Annotated in this window: 18 protein-coding genes and 1 tRNA gene; 13 read left to right on the top strand and 6 right to left on the bottom strand. The window is 57.6% G+C overall.

Annotation, left to right across the window (positions count from 1 at the left end):
- Window positions 1-17: 17 nt before the first annotated feature.
- From HMPREF2129_RS03760 to HMPREF2129_RS03750, 3 genes are read left to right on the top strand one after another with little or no spacing between them, the layout of a single operon-like run.
- Window positions 18-857, top strand: coding sequence for a DUF3097 domain-containing protein (locus HMPREF2129_RS03760; protein WP_034663353.1), 840 nt, complete (start codon window positions 18-20; stop codon window positions 855-857).
- 17 nt (window positions 858-874) lie between these two features.
- Window positions 875-1,300, top strand: coding sequence for an NfeD family protein (locus HMPREF2129_RS03755; RefSeq protein ID WP_034663351.1), 426 nt, complete (start codon window positions 875-877; stop codon window positions 1,298-1,300).
- Between the two features lie 2 nt (window positions 1,301-1,302).
- A complete protein-coding gene (locus HMPREF2129_RS03750) occupies window positions 1,303-2,490 on the top strand; it encodes an SPFH domain-containing protein (RefSeq protein ID WP_052092673.1) in 1,188 nt (395 codons plus the stop codon).
- Here HMPREF2129_RS03750 and HMPREF2129_RS03745 read toward each other — a convergent pair.
- From HMPREF2129_RS03745 to HMPREF2129_RS03735, 3 genes are all read right to left on the bottom strand, one after another.
- Window positions 2,465-3,022, bottom strand: a complete 558-nt coding sequence (locus HMPREF2129_RS03745; RefSeq protein WP_034663350.1) for a DNA-binding protein — start codon at window positions 3,020-3,022, stop codon at window positions 2,465-2,467. The two genes, HMPREF2129_RS03750 and HMPREF2129_RS03745, sit on opposite strands and share 26 nt — an antisense overlap.
- A 17-nt stretch (window positions 3,023-3,039) precedes the next feature.
- Entirely contained in the window at window positions 3,040-3,699 is a 660-nt protein-coding gene (locus HMPREF2129_RS03740; protein ID WP_052092671.1) for a TVP38/TMEM64 family protein, read from the bottom strand.
- 107 nt (window positions 3,700-3,806) lie between these two features.
- A tRNA-Leu gene (locus HMPREF2129_RS03735) sits at window positions 3,807-3,892 on the bottom strand.
- 152 nt (window positions 3,893-4,044) lie between these two features.
- Here HMPREF2129_RS03735 and HMPREF2129_RS03730 point away from each other — a divergent pair.
- On the top strand, window positions 4,045-4,575 hold the full coding sequence (locus tag HMPREF2129_RS03730; RefSeq protein ID WP_034663345.1) for a YbhB/YbcL family Raf kinase inhibitor-like protein: 531 nt from the start codon (window positions 4,045-4,047) through the stop codon (window positions 4,573-4,575).
- A 77-nt stretch (window positions 4,576-4,652) separates the two neighbouring features.
- Window positions 4,653-5,003: a hypothetical protein gene (locus HMPREF2129_RS03725; RefSeq protein ID WP_034663342.1), complete on the top strand. Its 351-nt coding sequence runs from the start codon at window positions 4,653-4,655 to the stop codon at window positions 5,001-5,003.
- 38 nt (window positions 5,004-5,041) lie between these two features.
- Here the strand turns inward: HMPREF2129_RS03725 and HMPREF2129_RS03720 are convergent, their stop codons facing one another.
- Window positions 5,042-6,118 (bottom strand): quinone-dependent dihydroorotate dehydrogenase, encoded by a 1,077-nt coding sequence (locus HMPREF2129_RS03720; protein WP_034663339.1) that lies wholly within the window; start codon window positions 6,116-6,118, stop codon window positions 5,042-5,044.
- Between the two features lie 5 nt (window positions 6,119-6,123).
- Complete coding sequence (locus HMPREF2129_RS03715; protein ID WP_156959232.1) at window positions 6,124-7,143, bottom strand: WD40 repeat domain-containing protein; 1,020 nt, start codon at window positions 7,141-7,143, stop codon at window positions 6,124-6,126.
- A 120-nt stretch (window positions 7,144-7,263) separates the two neighbouring features.
- Between HMPREF2129_RS03715 and HMPREF2129_RS03710 the strand changes: the two genes are divergently transcribed.
- Window positions 7,264-8,106: an undecaprenyl-diphosphate phosphatase gene (locus HMPREF2129_RS03710; protein ID WP_034663440.1), complete on the top strand. Its 843-nt coding sequence runs from the start codon at window positions 7,264-7,266 to the stop codon at window positions 8,104-8,106.
- Here HMPREF2129_RS03710 and HMPREF2129_RS10575 read toward each other — a convergent pair.
- Window positions 8,075-9,430 (bottom strand): cutinase family protein, encoded by a 1,356-nt coding sequence (locus HMPREF2129_RS10575; protein ID WP_052092668.1) that lies wholly within the window; start codon window positions 9,428-9,430, stop codon window positions 8,075-8,077. The genes HMPREF2129_RS03710 and HMPREF2129_RS10575 overlap by 32 nt on opposite strands.
- A gap of 62 nt (window positions 9,431-9,492) precedes the next feature.
- Between HMPREF2129_RS10575 and mshC the strand changes: the two genes are divergently transcribed.
- From mshC to HMPREF2129_RS03670, 7 genes are all read left to right on the top strand, one after another.
- Entirely contained in the window at window positions 9,493-10,701 is a 1,209-nt protein-coding gene (gene mshC / locus HMPREF2129_RS03700; RefSeq protein WP_034663328.1) for a cysteine--1-D-myo-inosityl 2-amino-2-deoxy-alpha-D-glucopyranoside ligase, read from the top strand.
- Window positions 10,702-10,722: 21 nt separating this feature from the next.
- Window positions 10,723-11,103, top strand: a complete 381-nt coding sequence (locus HMPREF2129_RS03695; protein WP_034663324.1) for a hypothetical protein — start codon at window positions 10,723-10,725, stop codon at window positions 11,101-11,103.
- Window positions 11,104-11,119: 16 nt separating this feature from the next.
- The gene (locus HMPREF2129_RS03690) at window positions 11,120-11,770 is read left to right on the top strand and encodes an HAD family hydrolase (protein WP_269544866.1); all 651 of its coding nucleotides are present in this window, start codon (window positions 11,120-11,122) and stop codon (window positions 11,768-11,770) included.
- 15 nt (window positions 11,771-11,785) lie between these two features.
- Window positions 11,786-12,049 carry a phosphoribosyl-ATP diphosphatase gene (locus HMPREF2129_RS03685; protein ID WP_034663435.1) on the top strand — a complete coding sequence of 88 codons (264 nt, stop codon included), beginning with the start codon at window positions 11,786-11,788 and terminating at the stop codon, window positions 12,047-12,049.
- Between the two features lie 17 nt (window positions 12,050-12,066).
- Window positions 12,067-12,912, top strand: coding sequence for an ATP phosphoribosyltransferase (gene hisG / locus HMPREF2129_RS03680; RefSeq protein WP_034663322.1), 846 nt, complete (start codon window positions 12,067-12,069; stop codon window positions 12,910-12,912).
- A gap of 20 nt (window positions 12,913-12,932) precedes the next feature.
- Window positions 12,933-14,351, top strand: coding sequence for an aspartate ammonia-lyase (gene aspA / locus HMPREF2129_RS03675; RefSeq protein WP_034663321.1), 1,419 nt, complete (start codon window positions 12,933-12,935; stop codon window positions 14,349-14,351).
- 133 nt (window positions 14,352-14,484) lie between these two features.
- Window positions 14,485-15,795 carry an anaerobic C4-dicarboxylate transporter gene (locus HMPREF2129_RS03670; protein WP_034663315.1) on the top strand — a complete coding sequence of 437 codons (1,311 nt, stop codon included), beginning with the start codon at window positions 14,485-14,487 and terminating at the stop codon, window positions 15,793-15,795.
- Window positions 15,796-15,807 lie beyond the last annotated feature (12 nt).

Genomic DNA, 15,807 nt, shown 5'->3' with positions numbered 1-15,807 from the left:
ATACGCTGTGGTCCACTATGAGATCAACCGACCCGTACTCAGGCGATATTTTTGCAGGCCATGCACGCAACAAACCCCGCACCTTCCCGGAAGTGCCGGCGACACGTGACATTGTTGCGGAGGTTTTCGGCGATGATTTCGTTGGTGCGGTCATCGGCTGCGAGAGGACGTACGACGGAGACTTTGTGCGGCTGGAAGACCGGCGTGGGGTCCAACGCCTGTTCAAGCTTTTGCCCGGCGCGTTTTTGGTGGAAGGCCAGCGAGTGACGTTGACGCGACCGGTTGCTGCGCCTGTGCAGAAGAGATCCAATTCAGGTTCCCGCAGGGTGGATAATGTGCGGGCAAAGGTGGCTATGCCGTCGCGGATTTGGGTGGAAGGCGTGCATGATGCGGCGATCGTCGAAAAGATTTGGGGCCATGACCTGAGGGTTGAGGGTGTGGTCGTGGAATACCTTGAGGGCTTAGACAATCTTCCGGAGCGCCTTGCGGAGTTTCAGCCGGGACCTGGCCGGCGCATCGGTGTGCTGGCTGACCACCTCATCGAGGGAACGAAGGAGTCCCGCCTGGTTGAGGGCGTGGGGCCACACGTGTTGGTCACGGGGCACCCATATGTGGATATTTGGGCCGCGGTGAAGCCAGAACGACTCGGCATGCGCGCGTGGCCAGAGGTCCCAAAAGGCGAAGACTGGAAGACGGGCATCTGCCAACGTTTGGGCTGGTCTGATCCGCGGGAGGGCTGGAATCGTGTGTACAGCGCTGTGGAATCGTTCCGAGATGTGGACCATACGCTCATCGGAGCGGTGGAGCGGCTGGTTGACTTTGTTACTAATCCGGATCTGAGTAAGGCTGACTTGTAGTCGGTATAGTTATTGCCGTGGGTGCAGTTATTTGGTTAATAGGAGCGTTAGTGCTCGCTGGCCTTGAGCTTGCGGTCGGCGAGTTTACTTTTCTTATGCTCGCCAGTGGTGCACTGGTGACATCGGGCGCATCACTACTCGGTCTTCCTGTATGGGCTGAATTGGTTATCTTCGGCCTATCGTCTGCCGCTCTCATCTTGTTCTTGCGCCCATTTTTGCACCGACGTTATCTGACCCCCAGTAAGTTGGATACCTCGCCGAAGGCACTCGTCGGCAAGGGCGCAGTCGTTGTGGAGGACATCACGCCGACTGGTGGGCAAGTGCGCTTGGATGGTTCGATTTGGTCCGCCCGCGCGGTGGACCCCGCCCGCACCATTCCGGCTGGGGATCATGTGACGGTCGCCGACATTGACGGAATTATTGCAGTCGTTTGGAAGGACTAGCTATGGCAGCAACTATTTTTCTAGTTGTCCTCTTCATCTTCATCATCTCGGTGATCTTCCGCGCTATCGCGCTGATCCCGCAGGGTGAAGCAGCGGTTATTGAGCGGTTGGGGCGCTACACCCGCACCGTGTCGGGTGGAATAACGTTGTTGGTTCCATTCGTCGATAGGGTGCGTGAGCGTGTGGATACACGCGAGCGTGTCGTGTCGTTCCCGCCGCAAGCCGTGATTACGCAGGATAACCTGACGGTGGCCATCGATACGGTGGTGACCTTCCAAATCAACGATCCTGCCCGCGCGATTTACGGAGTGGATAACTACATCGTGGGTGTGGAGCAGATCTCTACCGCAACGCTCCGCGACGTTGTGGGTGGTATGACCCTGGAAGAGACCCTGACCTCGCGTGAGACCATCAACCGCCGCCTCCGCGGTGAGCTCGATGCTGCGACGGCCAAGTGGGGACTGCGCATCAGCCGTGTGGAGCTTAAGGCAATTGATCCGCCACCATCGATCCAGCAGTCGATGGAGATGCAGATGAAGGCTGACCGTGAGAAGCGCGCAATGATTCTCACTGCAGAGGGACGCCGTGAGTCTGATATTAAGACTGCTGAGGGTGAGAAGCAGGCACGCATTCTGGCTGCTGAGGGTGAGAAGCACGCGTCGATTCTGGCGGCTGAAGCTGAGCGCCAGGCAGCGATCCTGCGCGCGGAGGGTGAGCGCGCCGCGAAGTTCCTGGAGGCGCAGGGTGAGGCCCGCGCGATCCAGAAGGTCAACGCCGCGATCAAGTCCTCCGGCGTCACGCCGGAGCTGCTGGCCTACCAGTACATGGAGAAGCTGCCTAAGATCGCCGAGGGCAATGGTTCTTCGATGTGGATGATCCCGTCCCAGTTTGGTGATTCGCTGGAAAGCTTTGCTAAGGCGTTTGCCAAGAAGGACGATGATGGTGTCTTCCGCTACGAGCCGGGGCAGATTGACCCCCAGGCCCAAGAGATTGCTTCCCAAGACGACACGGACCAGTGGTTCGAAATGTCTTCCGATCCGGAGATAGCCAAAGCTGTGGCGGAGGCTCGCGCTGTGGCGAATAAGCCGGTTGATGGGGCTCTCGAGGAACCGCAGGAGAAGTCTGGCTGGGAGCAGCCCAACTTTGAGCAGCCTGCGCAGCCTTCTACTGAGGAGCCCCGGCAGCTCTAGACATCAGGTTCACGGCGAGCTGCCAACCCGACTGCTCAGCGTGCCATCCGGCAGCTTGCAGGCGTTGGCTCATGGCCTGTTTGGAAATGCCGAGCTGCGCTGCCGCTTCGTTCTGATTAAATCCGGATCTCACGAGTGCGGTTGCCTCGCGGCCCTCAACCGTGCGCTTAGCTAGGACGTAGCCAAGTAGAGCAAAGGTCGAAGCAATGTCTGCTGCATCAGTGCCGGGCTGTTGCTTTTCGACGACTACCCCAACCGTCCCTGCTTTTACCCCAACCGCATCGCTCGCGGCGTAGATGGCGGGGCCTGTTTGGGTGATGCCGATGCCGACGGCCCAATTGCCATCGGAAAGTAGTGCCATCACGAGCATGCAGGCCGCCTCCGCATCAGCGACGTGTGTGCGAATATCTTCCACGCCCACGACGTCGAAGTGCCCTACGCCGTCAAGGGTGGCGAGTGCCTCGGCGGAGCGTTTAACAAGATCCGCGCGGCGAGAATCGTTGCCACGGTAGCGGGCATGGACGGCAATCATGTGGGACAGTGTAGACGCTATGAGGCTTTGTCTACGGTCGGGGCTTGACGGAGAGGTGTTGTGGCGTCGATAAGCAAGCCTCCGCAACCGATAATGGCGAGTGTCACCATGATGGCAATGAAGATGGGATCGGGGCGGCTAGTGAGGGTATCGCCGAACATGGTGACCAGGATCGTGCCTGGCGCGGAACCGATGAAGGTTGCGATGGCGAAGGGTACGACGGGTACGCGAGTGAGCGCTGCGGCGTAGTTCATGATGGAAAACGGGATGCCAGCGATCATGCGCAGGCTCGTGATTGCGAGCCACCCACGTTGCTCCAAGCGTTGGTTGATGCGCTGGACAGACGGGTGGGTCAGCCGTGGTTCCACCCAATCCCGAAGAAGGAAGCGCACGAGGAGGAGCGAGACGACTGCGGACACTGTCGTCGCGGTGAGCGCCAGAAGTATTCCTTTAACAGCGCCGAAAAGCACGCCTCCAGAGACGGTCAGGAGGGTCCGGGGGATAGGGAACTGGGTGATGAACACATAGGCTAGCCAGAACACAACGGGGAACCATGGCCCAGTGCGGTCGGACCAGATGCGGAGTTGGGTTAAGGAGGGGACGTCGATAAGCATCCACGCAGCGATGAAAAACGCAGCGACAACTATCACGAGCAAAGTTTTAGTGCGTGAGCTCATCTGACGAAAATTCACGGCTCAATCTTTCCTCGGTTGTACCGTGGGGCCAAACTGGGGGTTAGACAGAATGTCACCCCTCCGAAGATCTCCGGAGGGGTGACAGGTCGTGCCCGGAGGGGGACTTGAACCCCCACGTCCGTTAATAGGACACTAGCACCTCAAGCTAGCGCGTCTGCCATTCCGCCACCCGGGCTTTGGGTGTTGTCAGCCGTGAAGGCTGGGCACTCGTAGAACTATAGGTTGTTGTTCTGTGGTCCGGCAAATCGCCATTACAAACCATGAATCCCGCGGATGTTATTTGTTCAATTCGTGGCCAGGGCGTCAGTTCATCGGTAGAAAGGAACCATGACTGCTTCATATGTATCTGATCGTTTCCCAGGGCCTGATCCATACGCACCACTCGTGGATGTGCCGGCGTTTCCTGTGACCTCCACCGACGTGATGGACGGGGAGCAGCTCCCTGTCGCTCAGCGGGGCGATGAGGGTGTGTCCCCGCAGTTGGCGTGGTCTGATCTGCCGGAAGGTACAAAGAGCATTGCCATAACGTGCTTTGACCCGGATGCCCCTACGGCTTCTGGTTTCTGGCACTGGGCGGCATTCAATATTCCGGCGGATGTAACTGAGCTGCCCACCGATGCCGGCTCAAAGGAGGGCCTCGGTGTAGGGGCGGTAGTGTTGACCGGTTGTTCCGGTGTCAAGGGCTACTACGGTTCCAACCCGCCGGCAGGGCACGGCCCCCACCGTTACCTGTTCGCTGTGCACGCGGTGGATACTGTTTTGCCGGAAGGTGGTGTGGCTAACCCCACCCAGTTGGGCTTCAACTTGAATTTCCACTCCTTAGGTCGCGCGATCATCTGGGGTTGGGACGAAAACTAGGCCATCGGTGCCCTTAACTTCCCTAACCATCCCGAACTATCCCGCGCTGCCATGCCCCGCCAGGTAGTATCTGTACAATGGTTCCGATTCAGATGCGCGCTGGCGGGGCATTTATTGCCCTCGCTGTGGTTTTGGTGATTTTGGCTGTTATCGCATTCGTTGCTGGTAATGCCCTTTTCACATTCACGCCGGCAACGGTGTTGATCTGTATCGCCGCGCTCCTCTTCGGCGCGTTTGTGGTTATCTCCCCCGATGGTAAAGGCACCCGCACTCGCTTTGCGGCGCAGCTGCTAGCGACGTTACTGATAATCGTGTCGCTGTTCATTCCGGACACAGCACTGTTTGTCACTCAGACGTATTGGTTGGTCTTGTGGGCAGGTGCCGCGGTGTTGTGCGCTCTCGTGTTGCGTCGTTCCATCGCCCAATAACCTATGCCGGGATATAGCCCGGCATAGGGAGTTAGTGGTTAGTATTTCCACTCCAGGCCGCTGCCTACGGCTTCGCTGATGTTCGTCAGGCCGTGCGCATGTACCTGTTGGGCAAGTCCGCGGTGAATGCCGTTAATCCACCCAACGCCGCCGTAAATAAATGGTGTGTAGCCCTGCAAGAGGCTGGCACCATTTGCGATGCGCTCCCATGCCTGTTGCGGGGTGGAAATACCTCCCACGCTGATGAGGACAATCTGTTTGCCCACACGCGAGTGAAGTCGTTTGAGCACTTCCAGTGAACGCGCCTGGACAGGGTCGCCAGAGATACCACCAGCGCCCATAGCTTCAACCTCAACGGGATTCGTTTTCAGGCCTTCACGGCTGATAGTTGTGTTCGTAGCCACGATGCCGTCAAGTTCTAGCTCAATGGCCAGGTCCGCCACGGCATCGATATCTTCATCGCTCAAGTCGGGGGCGATCTTGACCAGGACAGGGGTGTCTGTGGCCTCTTTGACCGCGGAGAGGATTGGACGGAGCTGCTCAATTGCCTGCAAGTCGCGCAGACCCGGGGTGTTCGGTGAGGAAACATTGACCACTACGTAGTCCGCGAGAGGACCAAGCAGGCTAGCACCCGAACGGTAATCCGCCACAGCATCGGTAGCGGTCTTGTTCTTGCCAATGTTGATACCCACAACGTTGCCGGGGCGACGTCGCTCCAGGTTGCGGGCGACAGCCAGGGCACCCTGGTTATTGAAACCCATGCGGTTGAGGATCGCTTTGTCCGCAGGCAGGCGGAAGAGTCGCGGAGCTGGGTTTCCTGGCTGAGCCTTCGGAGTTACAGTGCCCATTTCGGCGTAGCCAAAGCCAAGTGCCGACCAAGCGTTGACGGCCGTGGCGTTTTTATCAAAGCCTGCTGCTAAACCCAGTGGTGCCGGGAACTGCACGCCAAAGACTTCTTGCTCAAGGACAGGATCGCGGTGGGGTAGGACGCGACTCAGTGCCTTACTGGCCGTACGGGAGCGGCTCACACCGTTGAAAGCGGTGCTCAAAATTCCGTGGATGCGCTCTGGGGGGATGAGGAACATTGCTCTGAGCAGGATGTCATAAGGGCGCATGGCGGTTACTCCTTCGCCTCGTTACCAGGGTTGATTATTTGGAGGCCATCACCGGTTGCGGAGCCGATGACCAGAGTGCCGCCGTCAAGCGCGACAAGGCTTTGGGGGGCCGTCACGGTCTTGAAACGCATCTTTTCCAGGGGCACACCCTGAGAGATGTCGTAGCCAACGACAGTGTTATTGGCGGTGGATGTCACCCACGCGAGATTCCGCTGGCTATCCCAAGCAACTGCCCAGGGGCGGCCGTCGGTGGGAACCATCTGATGCAGACGTATGACCTCATCGGTGGTGTATATGAACAACCTGTCGCCGGTGGCATCAGCGGCAAGGACTACTCCATCTTCACCGAACGCAACCTTGCCCACGCCGAAACCTACGCGCAGGGTGCCTCCCTGGCTTCCCTCATCCATATGCAGATCCTGAATCGTCGTGTCGAAACGGTTCACGCGCACGACCCGGTCTTCACTATCAAGCGATTGGGCAAGGATGTAATCGGAGGGGCGTGCCACCTTGAACGTGTCTTGCTCTGCACCGTCTTTGGAGTACACCCACACGCGTTCGATGGAGTCAGAGCCGGTGATGACGTTGTTCCCCGTCAATGGGGCAGCCACCGTGATGTCGTCGCCGACGGGAATGTGTTCGACGGATTTGCCCGTCGCTGCGCTGATAAGCTCCACCTCGTTGTTATTCGGGTGGACGATGGCGAAAAAACCGGCATTCGCGGAAACATCACCGCTAGACGCATCGACGTCGATTGTGTGAGTGTTCTGATCGCGGAAAGCTGCGAGGTCACCGACCTGCAGTGCGTCTGCAAGACGCACGCCCAAAATGCCCCCTGTAGTGTCAATATCTGTGATAGCGGGCGACGGAATGATTTCCCCATCCGGGTCAGATGTGGCAGGAGATTCAGCCGGTTCGGCGTTACCCATGTACAGCACGTCTTCGGTTTTGTTTTGGACTGCGGGGGAGCACCCAGCAAGAAGCAGACATGTAGCGGCAAGGGGTACAAGACGGAGAGCTTTCACGCGCTTAAGCCTATCAACCTCACCTGGTCACGCCGCGCCGTGCCAGCGATGGCGATGCGCGGTTGTAGGGTGTCCACCGTGATGGATCTCAGTGCACCAGTAGTAGTCGCCCCTGAAGCCATGTCTTGGACCCAGGTGGTTGTTTTGTCAATCGTGCAGGGGCTCACGGAGTTTCTGCCCGTGTCCTCCTCCGGTCACCTGCGTATTGTCTCCGAATTATTCTGGGGGCAAGATGCGGGCGCGAGTTTCACTGCGGTGATCCAGTTGGGTACGGAGCTTGCCGTTCTGGTGTTTTTTGCCAAGGAAATTTGGCAGATTCTCACCGGTTGGTTCGCTGGCGTGTTGAACCCGGAGAAGCGTGGTTTTGATTACCGGATGGGCTGGATGGTCATCGTGGGCACGATTCCTGTCGCGGTCGCCGGTCTGCTGCTCAAGGACTTGATCCGCGAGAACTTCCGTAATCTGTGGATCACCGCAGCGGTGCTCATCCTGTTTTCTTTTGTTTTTATTTTCGCGGAGCGCGTGGGCAAGAAGACACGGGGGTATGACGAACTGACCATGAAGGATGCCATTGCCATGGGCTTGTGGCAATGTCTTGCGCTCATTCCTGGCGTCTCACGTTCGGGTGGCACGATCTCAGGCGGCCTGTTCCGTGGGTTGGACCGTGAGGTGGCTACGCGTTTTAGCTTCTTGCTTGCTATCCCAGCGGTGTTGGCTTCGGGGTTGTTCTCGTTGCCGGATGCCTTCGCACCTCAAGCCGGTCAGGCGGCATCAGGAAGTCAGCTCCTCGTGGGCTCCATCATCGCCTTTGCGCTTGGCTATGCGTCGATCGCGTGGCTGCTCAAGTTCGTATCCCACCATTCCTTCGCATGGTTTGCTGCGTACCGCATCCCGCTGGGCATTATCGTGATGATTCTGCTGGCCACCGGGGTCATGGATGCGTCAGGAGGGGCTGTTCTTTAGCAGCCAATGCGCCGACGATCCGCAACTCCATGTCATCGTGGATCCACTTATCCACGATTTTCCCGCCCACGGTGAATGGCCCCGCACCATCCTTGGTGGAACCGTCGGCGTTGGCGGTGTTTTTCGTGAAATAGCGCAGATGATAGCTCCCTTTGAGTCCTTGCGAGACGGCAACACTGCTTAAACGGGAAGCCGGGGAGCTCCCTCCGTCGGTGGAGAGTTTGTCTACTTCGGGAACGGGAGGCGTGATAGCTGGTCCGGTATTCGAGGATTGCTCCCGGTCGTAGGTCTTGGCCACACGACCGACCACAGTGACTTCACTGGCCAGTGCACGTAACGCTGCGCTTTGGGTCGCATTGAGACCAGTAATGCCCGAAACCGAGTCGATGAGACCTGGAATAGGGGAGTAGAACCCCAACGAAGTGAGAATAAGCAGTGGAAGACTGACCAGGAATAGGGCACTGAGCACCTTTGGGGTTAGCAAAGCGTCCTTGGCTGCGATGGTGTGGTCTGGTGTGTCTTCCCATTGATTGAGCGTTTGGCCCAGACGTTGCGGGAGACGATTCGTGGCAGTTGCGCATGCCGGATCAAGTGGATGGCAAAAGGACATGACCCGGTCACCGAATGGACTAAAAGCACCATCCGAGCGAGGACCAGTGAGTCCATCGTAGGTAGCCGGTGGCGTGCCTTGATCGACGGGAACGAGAATTTCACCGGTGGCGCTGCGGAGCCCCCGTGTGCCGTCCTGAAGCAGTACCTCTTCATTAGTGAACCGCGAGCGTCCTGGATCCGCAAGGAGGTAAGTGCCGAGGATGCTATCCACGCTTACACCTTGGACTGTGCCACGGCCGATGGCTGCGACAGTGTCACCGATGACAGATGCTCCCTGTGAATACCCGGCGAGCATGAACTGGACCTCGGGGCACTGGGTTACGAACTCGGACATATGTTGGGAGGTGAGCCGTACTCCCTCTGCGCGGGACGCACCGTAGGGTAGGTAGCCCTTGTCACGTTCCGTGAGGGCGCGATTGTCCAGTGCGGATCCCATGACGGTCACGGAGGATGAGTAGGGCAACTGCCATGCGCTCACTGTTCCCGGGTATGCGTCTTGCAGTTCAGCAGCGAAATTAACACCATGTGCAAATCCTCGTATGTTTTGCGGGGAATCAGTCGTGGTTGATTCATGTGCTCCGGAGGCCACGACGATGTGTACCACTGGGCACGATTGAGCAGTTTCTGCGTCCTCTGCTGCTACGGCCGGAACGATGCCTGCGATGAGGGCGATTGTGGTGCTCAACGCAGTGATGGTGGTACGAGTGTTCATGCCGGTGACTCTAGCGCCCCCTCTGGACACGCACCTGCGATTCAGCTTGTAGGCTGGCCCCCATGCGTTCTTGGCCTTACCCCGTTGTGCCTACCGTTGCTGGTAGTCCGGTCCCTTTGTCCCTCTTTGATACTGCTGACCAGCGGGTGAAGGCAGTCGAAGTGCACGATGGGGAAGTGGGCATGTATGTCTGCGGCATAACTCCGTATGATTCGACGCACCTGGGCCATGCGGCTACGTACCTAGCCTTTGACCTGGTGTACCGCCAGCTACTGGCTAATGGCCACAAGGTGATCTATGCGCAAAACATCACGGATGTGGATGATCCGCTGTTCGAGCGCGCGGAGCGTGACGGCGTGGATTGGCGGGAGCTGGGCACCAGCCAGATTGATCTGTTTCGCAGCGATATGGAGATTCTGTCTGTCATCCCGCCGCGTGACTACATTGGTGCCATGGAATCCGTCGGTGAAGTCATTGAGATGGTGCAGATGCTTCTCGATGATGGCAAGGCCTACCAGCTCGACCACGGCGATATCTATGCCCCGATCACCGCAACAGAGCAGTTCGGCTACGAATCCAACCTGGATCGCGCCAGAATGGAGGAGTTCTTCGCCGAGCGTGGCGGTGACCCAGACCGTGAGGGAAAGCGGGACCCGCTCGATGCTCTGTTGTGGCGTGGCCACCGTCCGGGTGAACCATCGTGGGAGGCACCCTTTGGTGCAGGGCGCCCTGGCTGGCACATCGAATGCTCGGCCATTGCAACGAACCGTTTAGGCCATAGCTTTGCCATCCAGGGCGGTGGATCAGACCTGGCATTCCCACACCATGAGTTCTCCGCTGCCCATGCGGAATCGGCATACGGGGTGGACCGCATGGCAGAGCATTACGTGCACACCGGCATGATTGCCCTCGATGGGGTGAAAATGTCCAAGTCCCTGGGCAATCTCGTTTTCGTGCACAAGCTCACCGAAGCCGGGCATGAGGCAGGTGCGATTCGTCTTGCTGTGTTTGCGGGTCACTACCGCCAGGATCGTGATTTCTCCTATGAGGCTCTTGATGTCGCTGCGCAACGTCTCGCCACATGGCGGGAGGCGCTCTCGGTAGAAGTGAGTGAAGAGGAGGCTCTGGGGGTCGTCGATAAGCTGCGTGCTGCTTTGGCTGATGATCTGAACACGCCGCTAGCCCTTGAGATCATCGACGGCGCACCCGGTGACTACGAGGGATTGATCGCGGACGCGGTCCATGGCTTGCTTGGCGTGCAGCTGTACTAAATCTGGGCAACAATAGCTGGTATGACCATCCGCGAACAGTTTCAGGACGATGTCAACGAGTTCATCGATGACCTGACCACCTTTGCTACCGGCTCTTACCTCAATGAGGACGACAAGGAGTTGTGGGATGAGCCGTTTGATCCGGCAGTGCTGCCTGATTTGAAGCGACTCATGGAGATGTATCTTGACACGCTTGACCTGGTCGATGCTGACCCTGGCGCGGAGAAGCTGAATGCTGTGGTGGAGCCCTTTTTCACGAACCTGCACGAGTTCAACGCACAACATGCTGATGCGGTGCTCGAACCAGAAGAAAAAGCCGACCTGCAGGACTTCGCTTACCGTGCGGCGGCGGCAACGGGTGCTACTGAGGAAGCCCTGAATTCCCTGCCTGAGCTTGAGTAGCGCGCGGCCTGCCGCCATCTTTTGGGACATGGACGGCACGATGGTGGATACGGAGCCTCTGTGGGGCATTGCCACGTACGAGCTTTCGGAGAAATTAGGGCGCCGGCTTAATGCTGAACAGCGTGAGCGGACCGTTGGTGGCAGCTTCGCCAACACATTGCGCGTGTGCGCCAAGTGGGCGGGCGTGGAGCTGCAGCCAGGCGACTGTGAGCATTACCGCGCATGGATGTATGCGCGCATGGGGGAGTTGTTGTCAGCCGACCTTCAGCCGAATCCGGGAGTGCGTGAGCTGCTCGCATCATTGCTTGCCGACGGCACCCCTATGATGGTCACCACTAACACCGAACGTGAATTGGCGGACCGCTGTATTGACGCGGTGGGGCGCGAGTTTTTCTGTGGTTCTGTGACTGGTGATGAGGTGCCCAACCCGAAACCGGCCCCTGACATGTATTTAGCAGCGGCTCAAGCGGTGGGGCAGGACCCCAGCGACTGCCTTGTCTTTGAGGATTCCTGGGCGGGGATGACCGCTGCCGCGGCTGCAGGATGCGTGGTCCTGGGGCTGGCAGAAAAAGTGCCCGACGGGGTCATGCCCATGGATCCACAAGAATTTGTGGGTGCTGATGCGAAGTGGGTGTATGGCCGGTTCAGCGCTGCAACCTCGCAATAGATTAGAGTGATCTGCGTGAAAAACTTCGATGAACTCTTCGCGGAACTATCCACCAAAGCCGTCGAACGCCCCGCCGGCTCCGGCACCGTAGAGGCTCTGGATAGGGGCCCGCATGCTATTGGAAAGAAGATCATCGAGGAGGCTGGCGAGGTTTGGATTGCCTCCGAATACCAGTCTGATGAGGAGCTCGCTGAGGAAATGAGCCAGCTCATTTATTGGGCGCAGGTGATGATGGTCTCTCGTGGCCTCACTCCCGACGACATTTATAAGTACCTCTAGAAGAAAATACCGCCACCATGATCAAGATTGCTGTTCCCAACAAGGGGTCCCTGTCAGAAGCCGCCACTGAGATTCTCAAGGAAGCCGGCTACAAAGGGCGCGGGATTTCCAAGGCGCTGAATATTGTCGACGAAGCTAATGACGTCGAATTTTTCTTCCTGCGTCCGAAAGACATTGCCATCTACGTTGCTGGCGGTCATCTTGACCTCGGCATCACCGGCCGTGATCTGGCGATGGACTCCCGCGCGGATGTGGAAGAAGTACTCAGCCTCGGGTTTGGTGGCTCGACCTTCCGTTTCGCGGCGCCCGCTGACCAAACATGGACGGTAGAGGACCTGCACGGCAAGCGCCTTGCTACCTCCTATCCTCACCTGGCAGCTGACTATCTCGCGGAGCGTGGAATTGAAGCAGAGGTGATCCGCCTGGATGGCGCGGTGGAAATTGCCATCAAACTTGGAGTTGCTGATGCGATTGCGGATGTCGTGTCCACCGGTGCAACTCTACGTCAGCAGGGGTTGGTCCCGTTTGGGGAGCCGATTGTGAAGAGTGAGGCTGTCGTCGTCAAGCGGAAAGGTCGTGAACTCACCGCGAACGATGATGTTGTGCTTTCCCGCATCCGGGGCATTCTCACTGCGCACAACTTCCTCATGCTTGACTACAACATTTCGCGCGAGAACCTCGAATCAGCAGTCGCAATCACCCCTGGATTGACTGGTCCGACCGTGTCACCGCTGCAGCGAGAGAACTGGGTTGCTGTGCGTGCAATGGTTCCGCGGAAAGAAGCGAACCTGCTCATGGATCGGCTTGCGGCAACGGGCGCGGAAGCGATTCTTGCCTCTGAACTGCGTATCGCGCGTATCTAAAATGTGGAATACTTGGCCCTATGGGCTACAGAACTGAAGAAGATCTCCTCGGGACGATTGAAGTCCCCAACGACAAGTACTACGGCGTGCATACGATGCGCGCCGTAGACAACTTTCACATTTCCTCTACAAAAGTGCAGGATTTACCGGACTTTGTTCGTGGCATGGTCATGGTGAAGAAAGCCGCTGCGACGGCGAACCGCCGGCTGCACACTCTGCCTAAGGATAAGGCTGACGCGATCATCGCAGCATGTGACCTCATTTTGAATGATGGTCGGTGCATGGATCAGTTTCCCATCGACGCCTTCCAGGGCGGTGCTGGTACATCGGTGAACATGAACACCAACGAGGTTGTGGCCAACCTCGCGTTGGAGACACTGGGCCACGAAAAGGGGCGCTACGACATCATTAACCCCAATGATGATGTGAATATGTCCCAGTCCACTAATGATGCGTATCCAACTGGCTTCCGCCTCGGCCTGTACCACGCACTGCAGGGGCTTATTGAGGAATTTGACAAGCTGCAGCAGGCTTTCCGTGAGAAGGGCGACGAGTTTGCGGACATTCTGAAGATGGGCCGCACCCAGCTCCAGGATGCGGTGCCGATGACGCTAGGTGCTGAGTTCACCGCGTTTGGCTCTAACCTGGCGGAGGAGCAGCGCACCCTGAAGAGCGCTGCGGAGAACCTGTTGGAGATCAACCTTGGCGCCACCGCTATTGGTACTGGTGTGAACACGCCGAGTGGCTACCGTGACCAGGTCGTGGCCGCTATGCGTGAGGTCACTGGCTTGCCTATCTCTACGTCACCAGATCTGATTGAGGCTACCTCTGATACCGGCAGCTACGTGATGGCGCATTCCGCGATCAAACGCGCGGCGATGAAACTGTCCAAGATTTGCAACGACCTCCGTCTGCTGTCCTCCGGCCCACGCGCTGGCCTCAATGAGATTAACCTGCCGGAGCGCCAGGCTGGATCTTCCATTATGCCGGCCAAGGTCAATCCGGTGATCCCGGAAGTGGTCAACCAGGTGTGCTTCAAGGTCTTCGGCAATGACCTCACTGTGAGCATGGCAGCGGAGGCTGGCCAGTTGCAGCTCAACGTCATGGAGCCTGTCATTGCACAGTCCTTGTTCGAGTCCATCGATCTACTGGGCAATGCCGCACACACTCTGCGTGAGAAGTGTGTTGTGGGAATCACTGCGAACGAGGATGTGTGTCAGGCTTACGTGGACAACTCCATCGGCATTATCACCTACCTCAACCCATTCATTGGTCACCACAACGGTGACGTGGTGGGCAAGGAAGCTGCCGCAACCGGTCGTGGTGTTCGCGAGATCGTGTTGGAGAAGGGCTTGTTGGATGAGGAGACTCTCAATGAGGTTCTAAGCAAGCAGAACCTCATGCACCCGGAATACCGCGGAAAGCTGTATCTCGACTAGCTCTGAAGAACTAACGGAATGTTCCGCGTTTGTTAAGCCGGACACAATCGGCAAAAATCCGCCTCGTTTTATAGCCAGGCGGATTTTTGCGTTCCATACTGGTAAGAGGACTGTCTTGGAAAGTGTGATCCCCATGTTGCTCGTACTTCAGCTCATCATCCTGTTCGGCGCCATCGTTCTTGGTGCACGGTATGGATCCATCGCGATTGGTTTCGCAGGCGGTTTGGGGGTGCTGCTGCTCGGTGCGACAGGAATGTCGGTGACAGCCGAAGATATTCCCTTCGATGTCATTGGCATCATCATGTGCGTCATTGCCGCGATCTCCGCGATGCAACGCGCTGGCGGTATGGATTACCTCGTTTATCTGGCCGAGAAGTTTCTGCGCCGCGATCCGAAACGGGTGACCTTGTACGCCCCAATAGTCACCTGGCTGATGACGGTACTGGCTGGCACGGGCCACACCGCTTTTTCTACGCTTCCGGTCATTGTTGAGGTGGCAAAAGAAGGGAAAGTCCGGCCGTCACGTCCGCTGTCAGTAGCGGTCATCGCTTCGCAAATGGCTATTGTGGCATCACCCATCTCCGCCGCCGTCGTATTCATGGCCTCTATATTGGAACCCCTCGGTGTCGGGTATCTGCAGCTGCTAGCTGTGATGCTTCCAGCGACATTCCTGGCTATTTTCCCAACCGCCTGGATTGCTAATCGTTTAGGCAAAGAACTCGTAGATGATCCCGTGTACCAAAAACGGCTGGAGGACGGACTGGTCAAGCCACCGGCTACAGAAACCGGGTATGTTCCCACGCGCGCAGCGAAAACGTCGGTTGCAATCTTCCTGTTGGCAATCGTGATTGTGATGTTCTACGCAACTCTGATTTCTGATCAAGTGGGGCTTATCGCTGAACCGACGGTGCCACGTAATGAAGCGATCATGGCGATCATGCTGGCTGCGGCCATGATCATTGTGATAGTCACCAAAATTTCGGCAACAGAAATCCTGGGCACGCAGGTGTTCCGTTCTGGTATGTCTGCTGCGGTGTGCGTGCTCGGTGTCGCATGGTTGGGCACGACCTTCATTAATCACTACATTGACGATATCCAGAGTATCTCTGGGAATGTCCTACAGTCCCAGCCGTGGTTGCTTGCCGTAGTGCTGTTCTTCGCAGCGTCTTTGCTGTATTCGCAGGCGGCTACCACTAAGGCTCTCATGCCGGCGGCTCTTGCTATTGGGGTAAGCCCTCTGACCGCTGTTGCGGCGTTTCCCGCCGCGTCGGCACTATTCGTTCTTCCGACCTATCCCACCCTGCTCGCGGCGGTGGAGATGGACGATACCGGTTCAACTCGAATCGGCCACTACGTGTTTGATCACCCGTTTATTGTCCCGGGCGTGTTCTGCATTTTTGTCTCAGTGCTGTTGGGTTATGGGATCGGCGCGGTCGTCCTCTAGCTTTCGCCTAGG

The sequence above is a fragment of the Corynebacterium tuscaniense DNF00037 genome (assembly GCF_000759055.1).
Taxonomy (GTDB): Bacteria; Actinomycetota; Actinomycetes; order Mycobacteriales; family Mycobacteriaceae; genus Corynebacterium; species Corynebacterium tuscaniense.
This window is presented reverse-complemented; position numbering and strand designations above follow the sequence as displayed.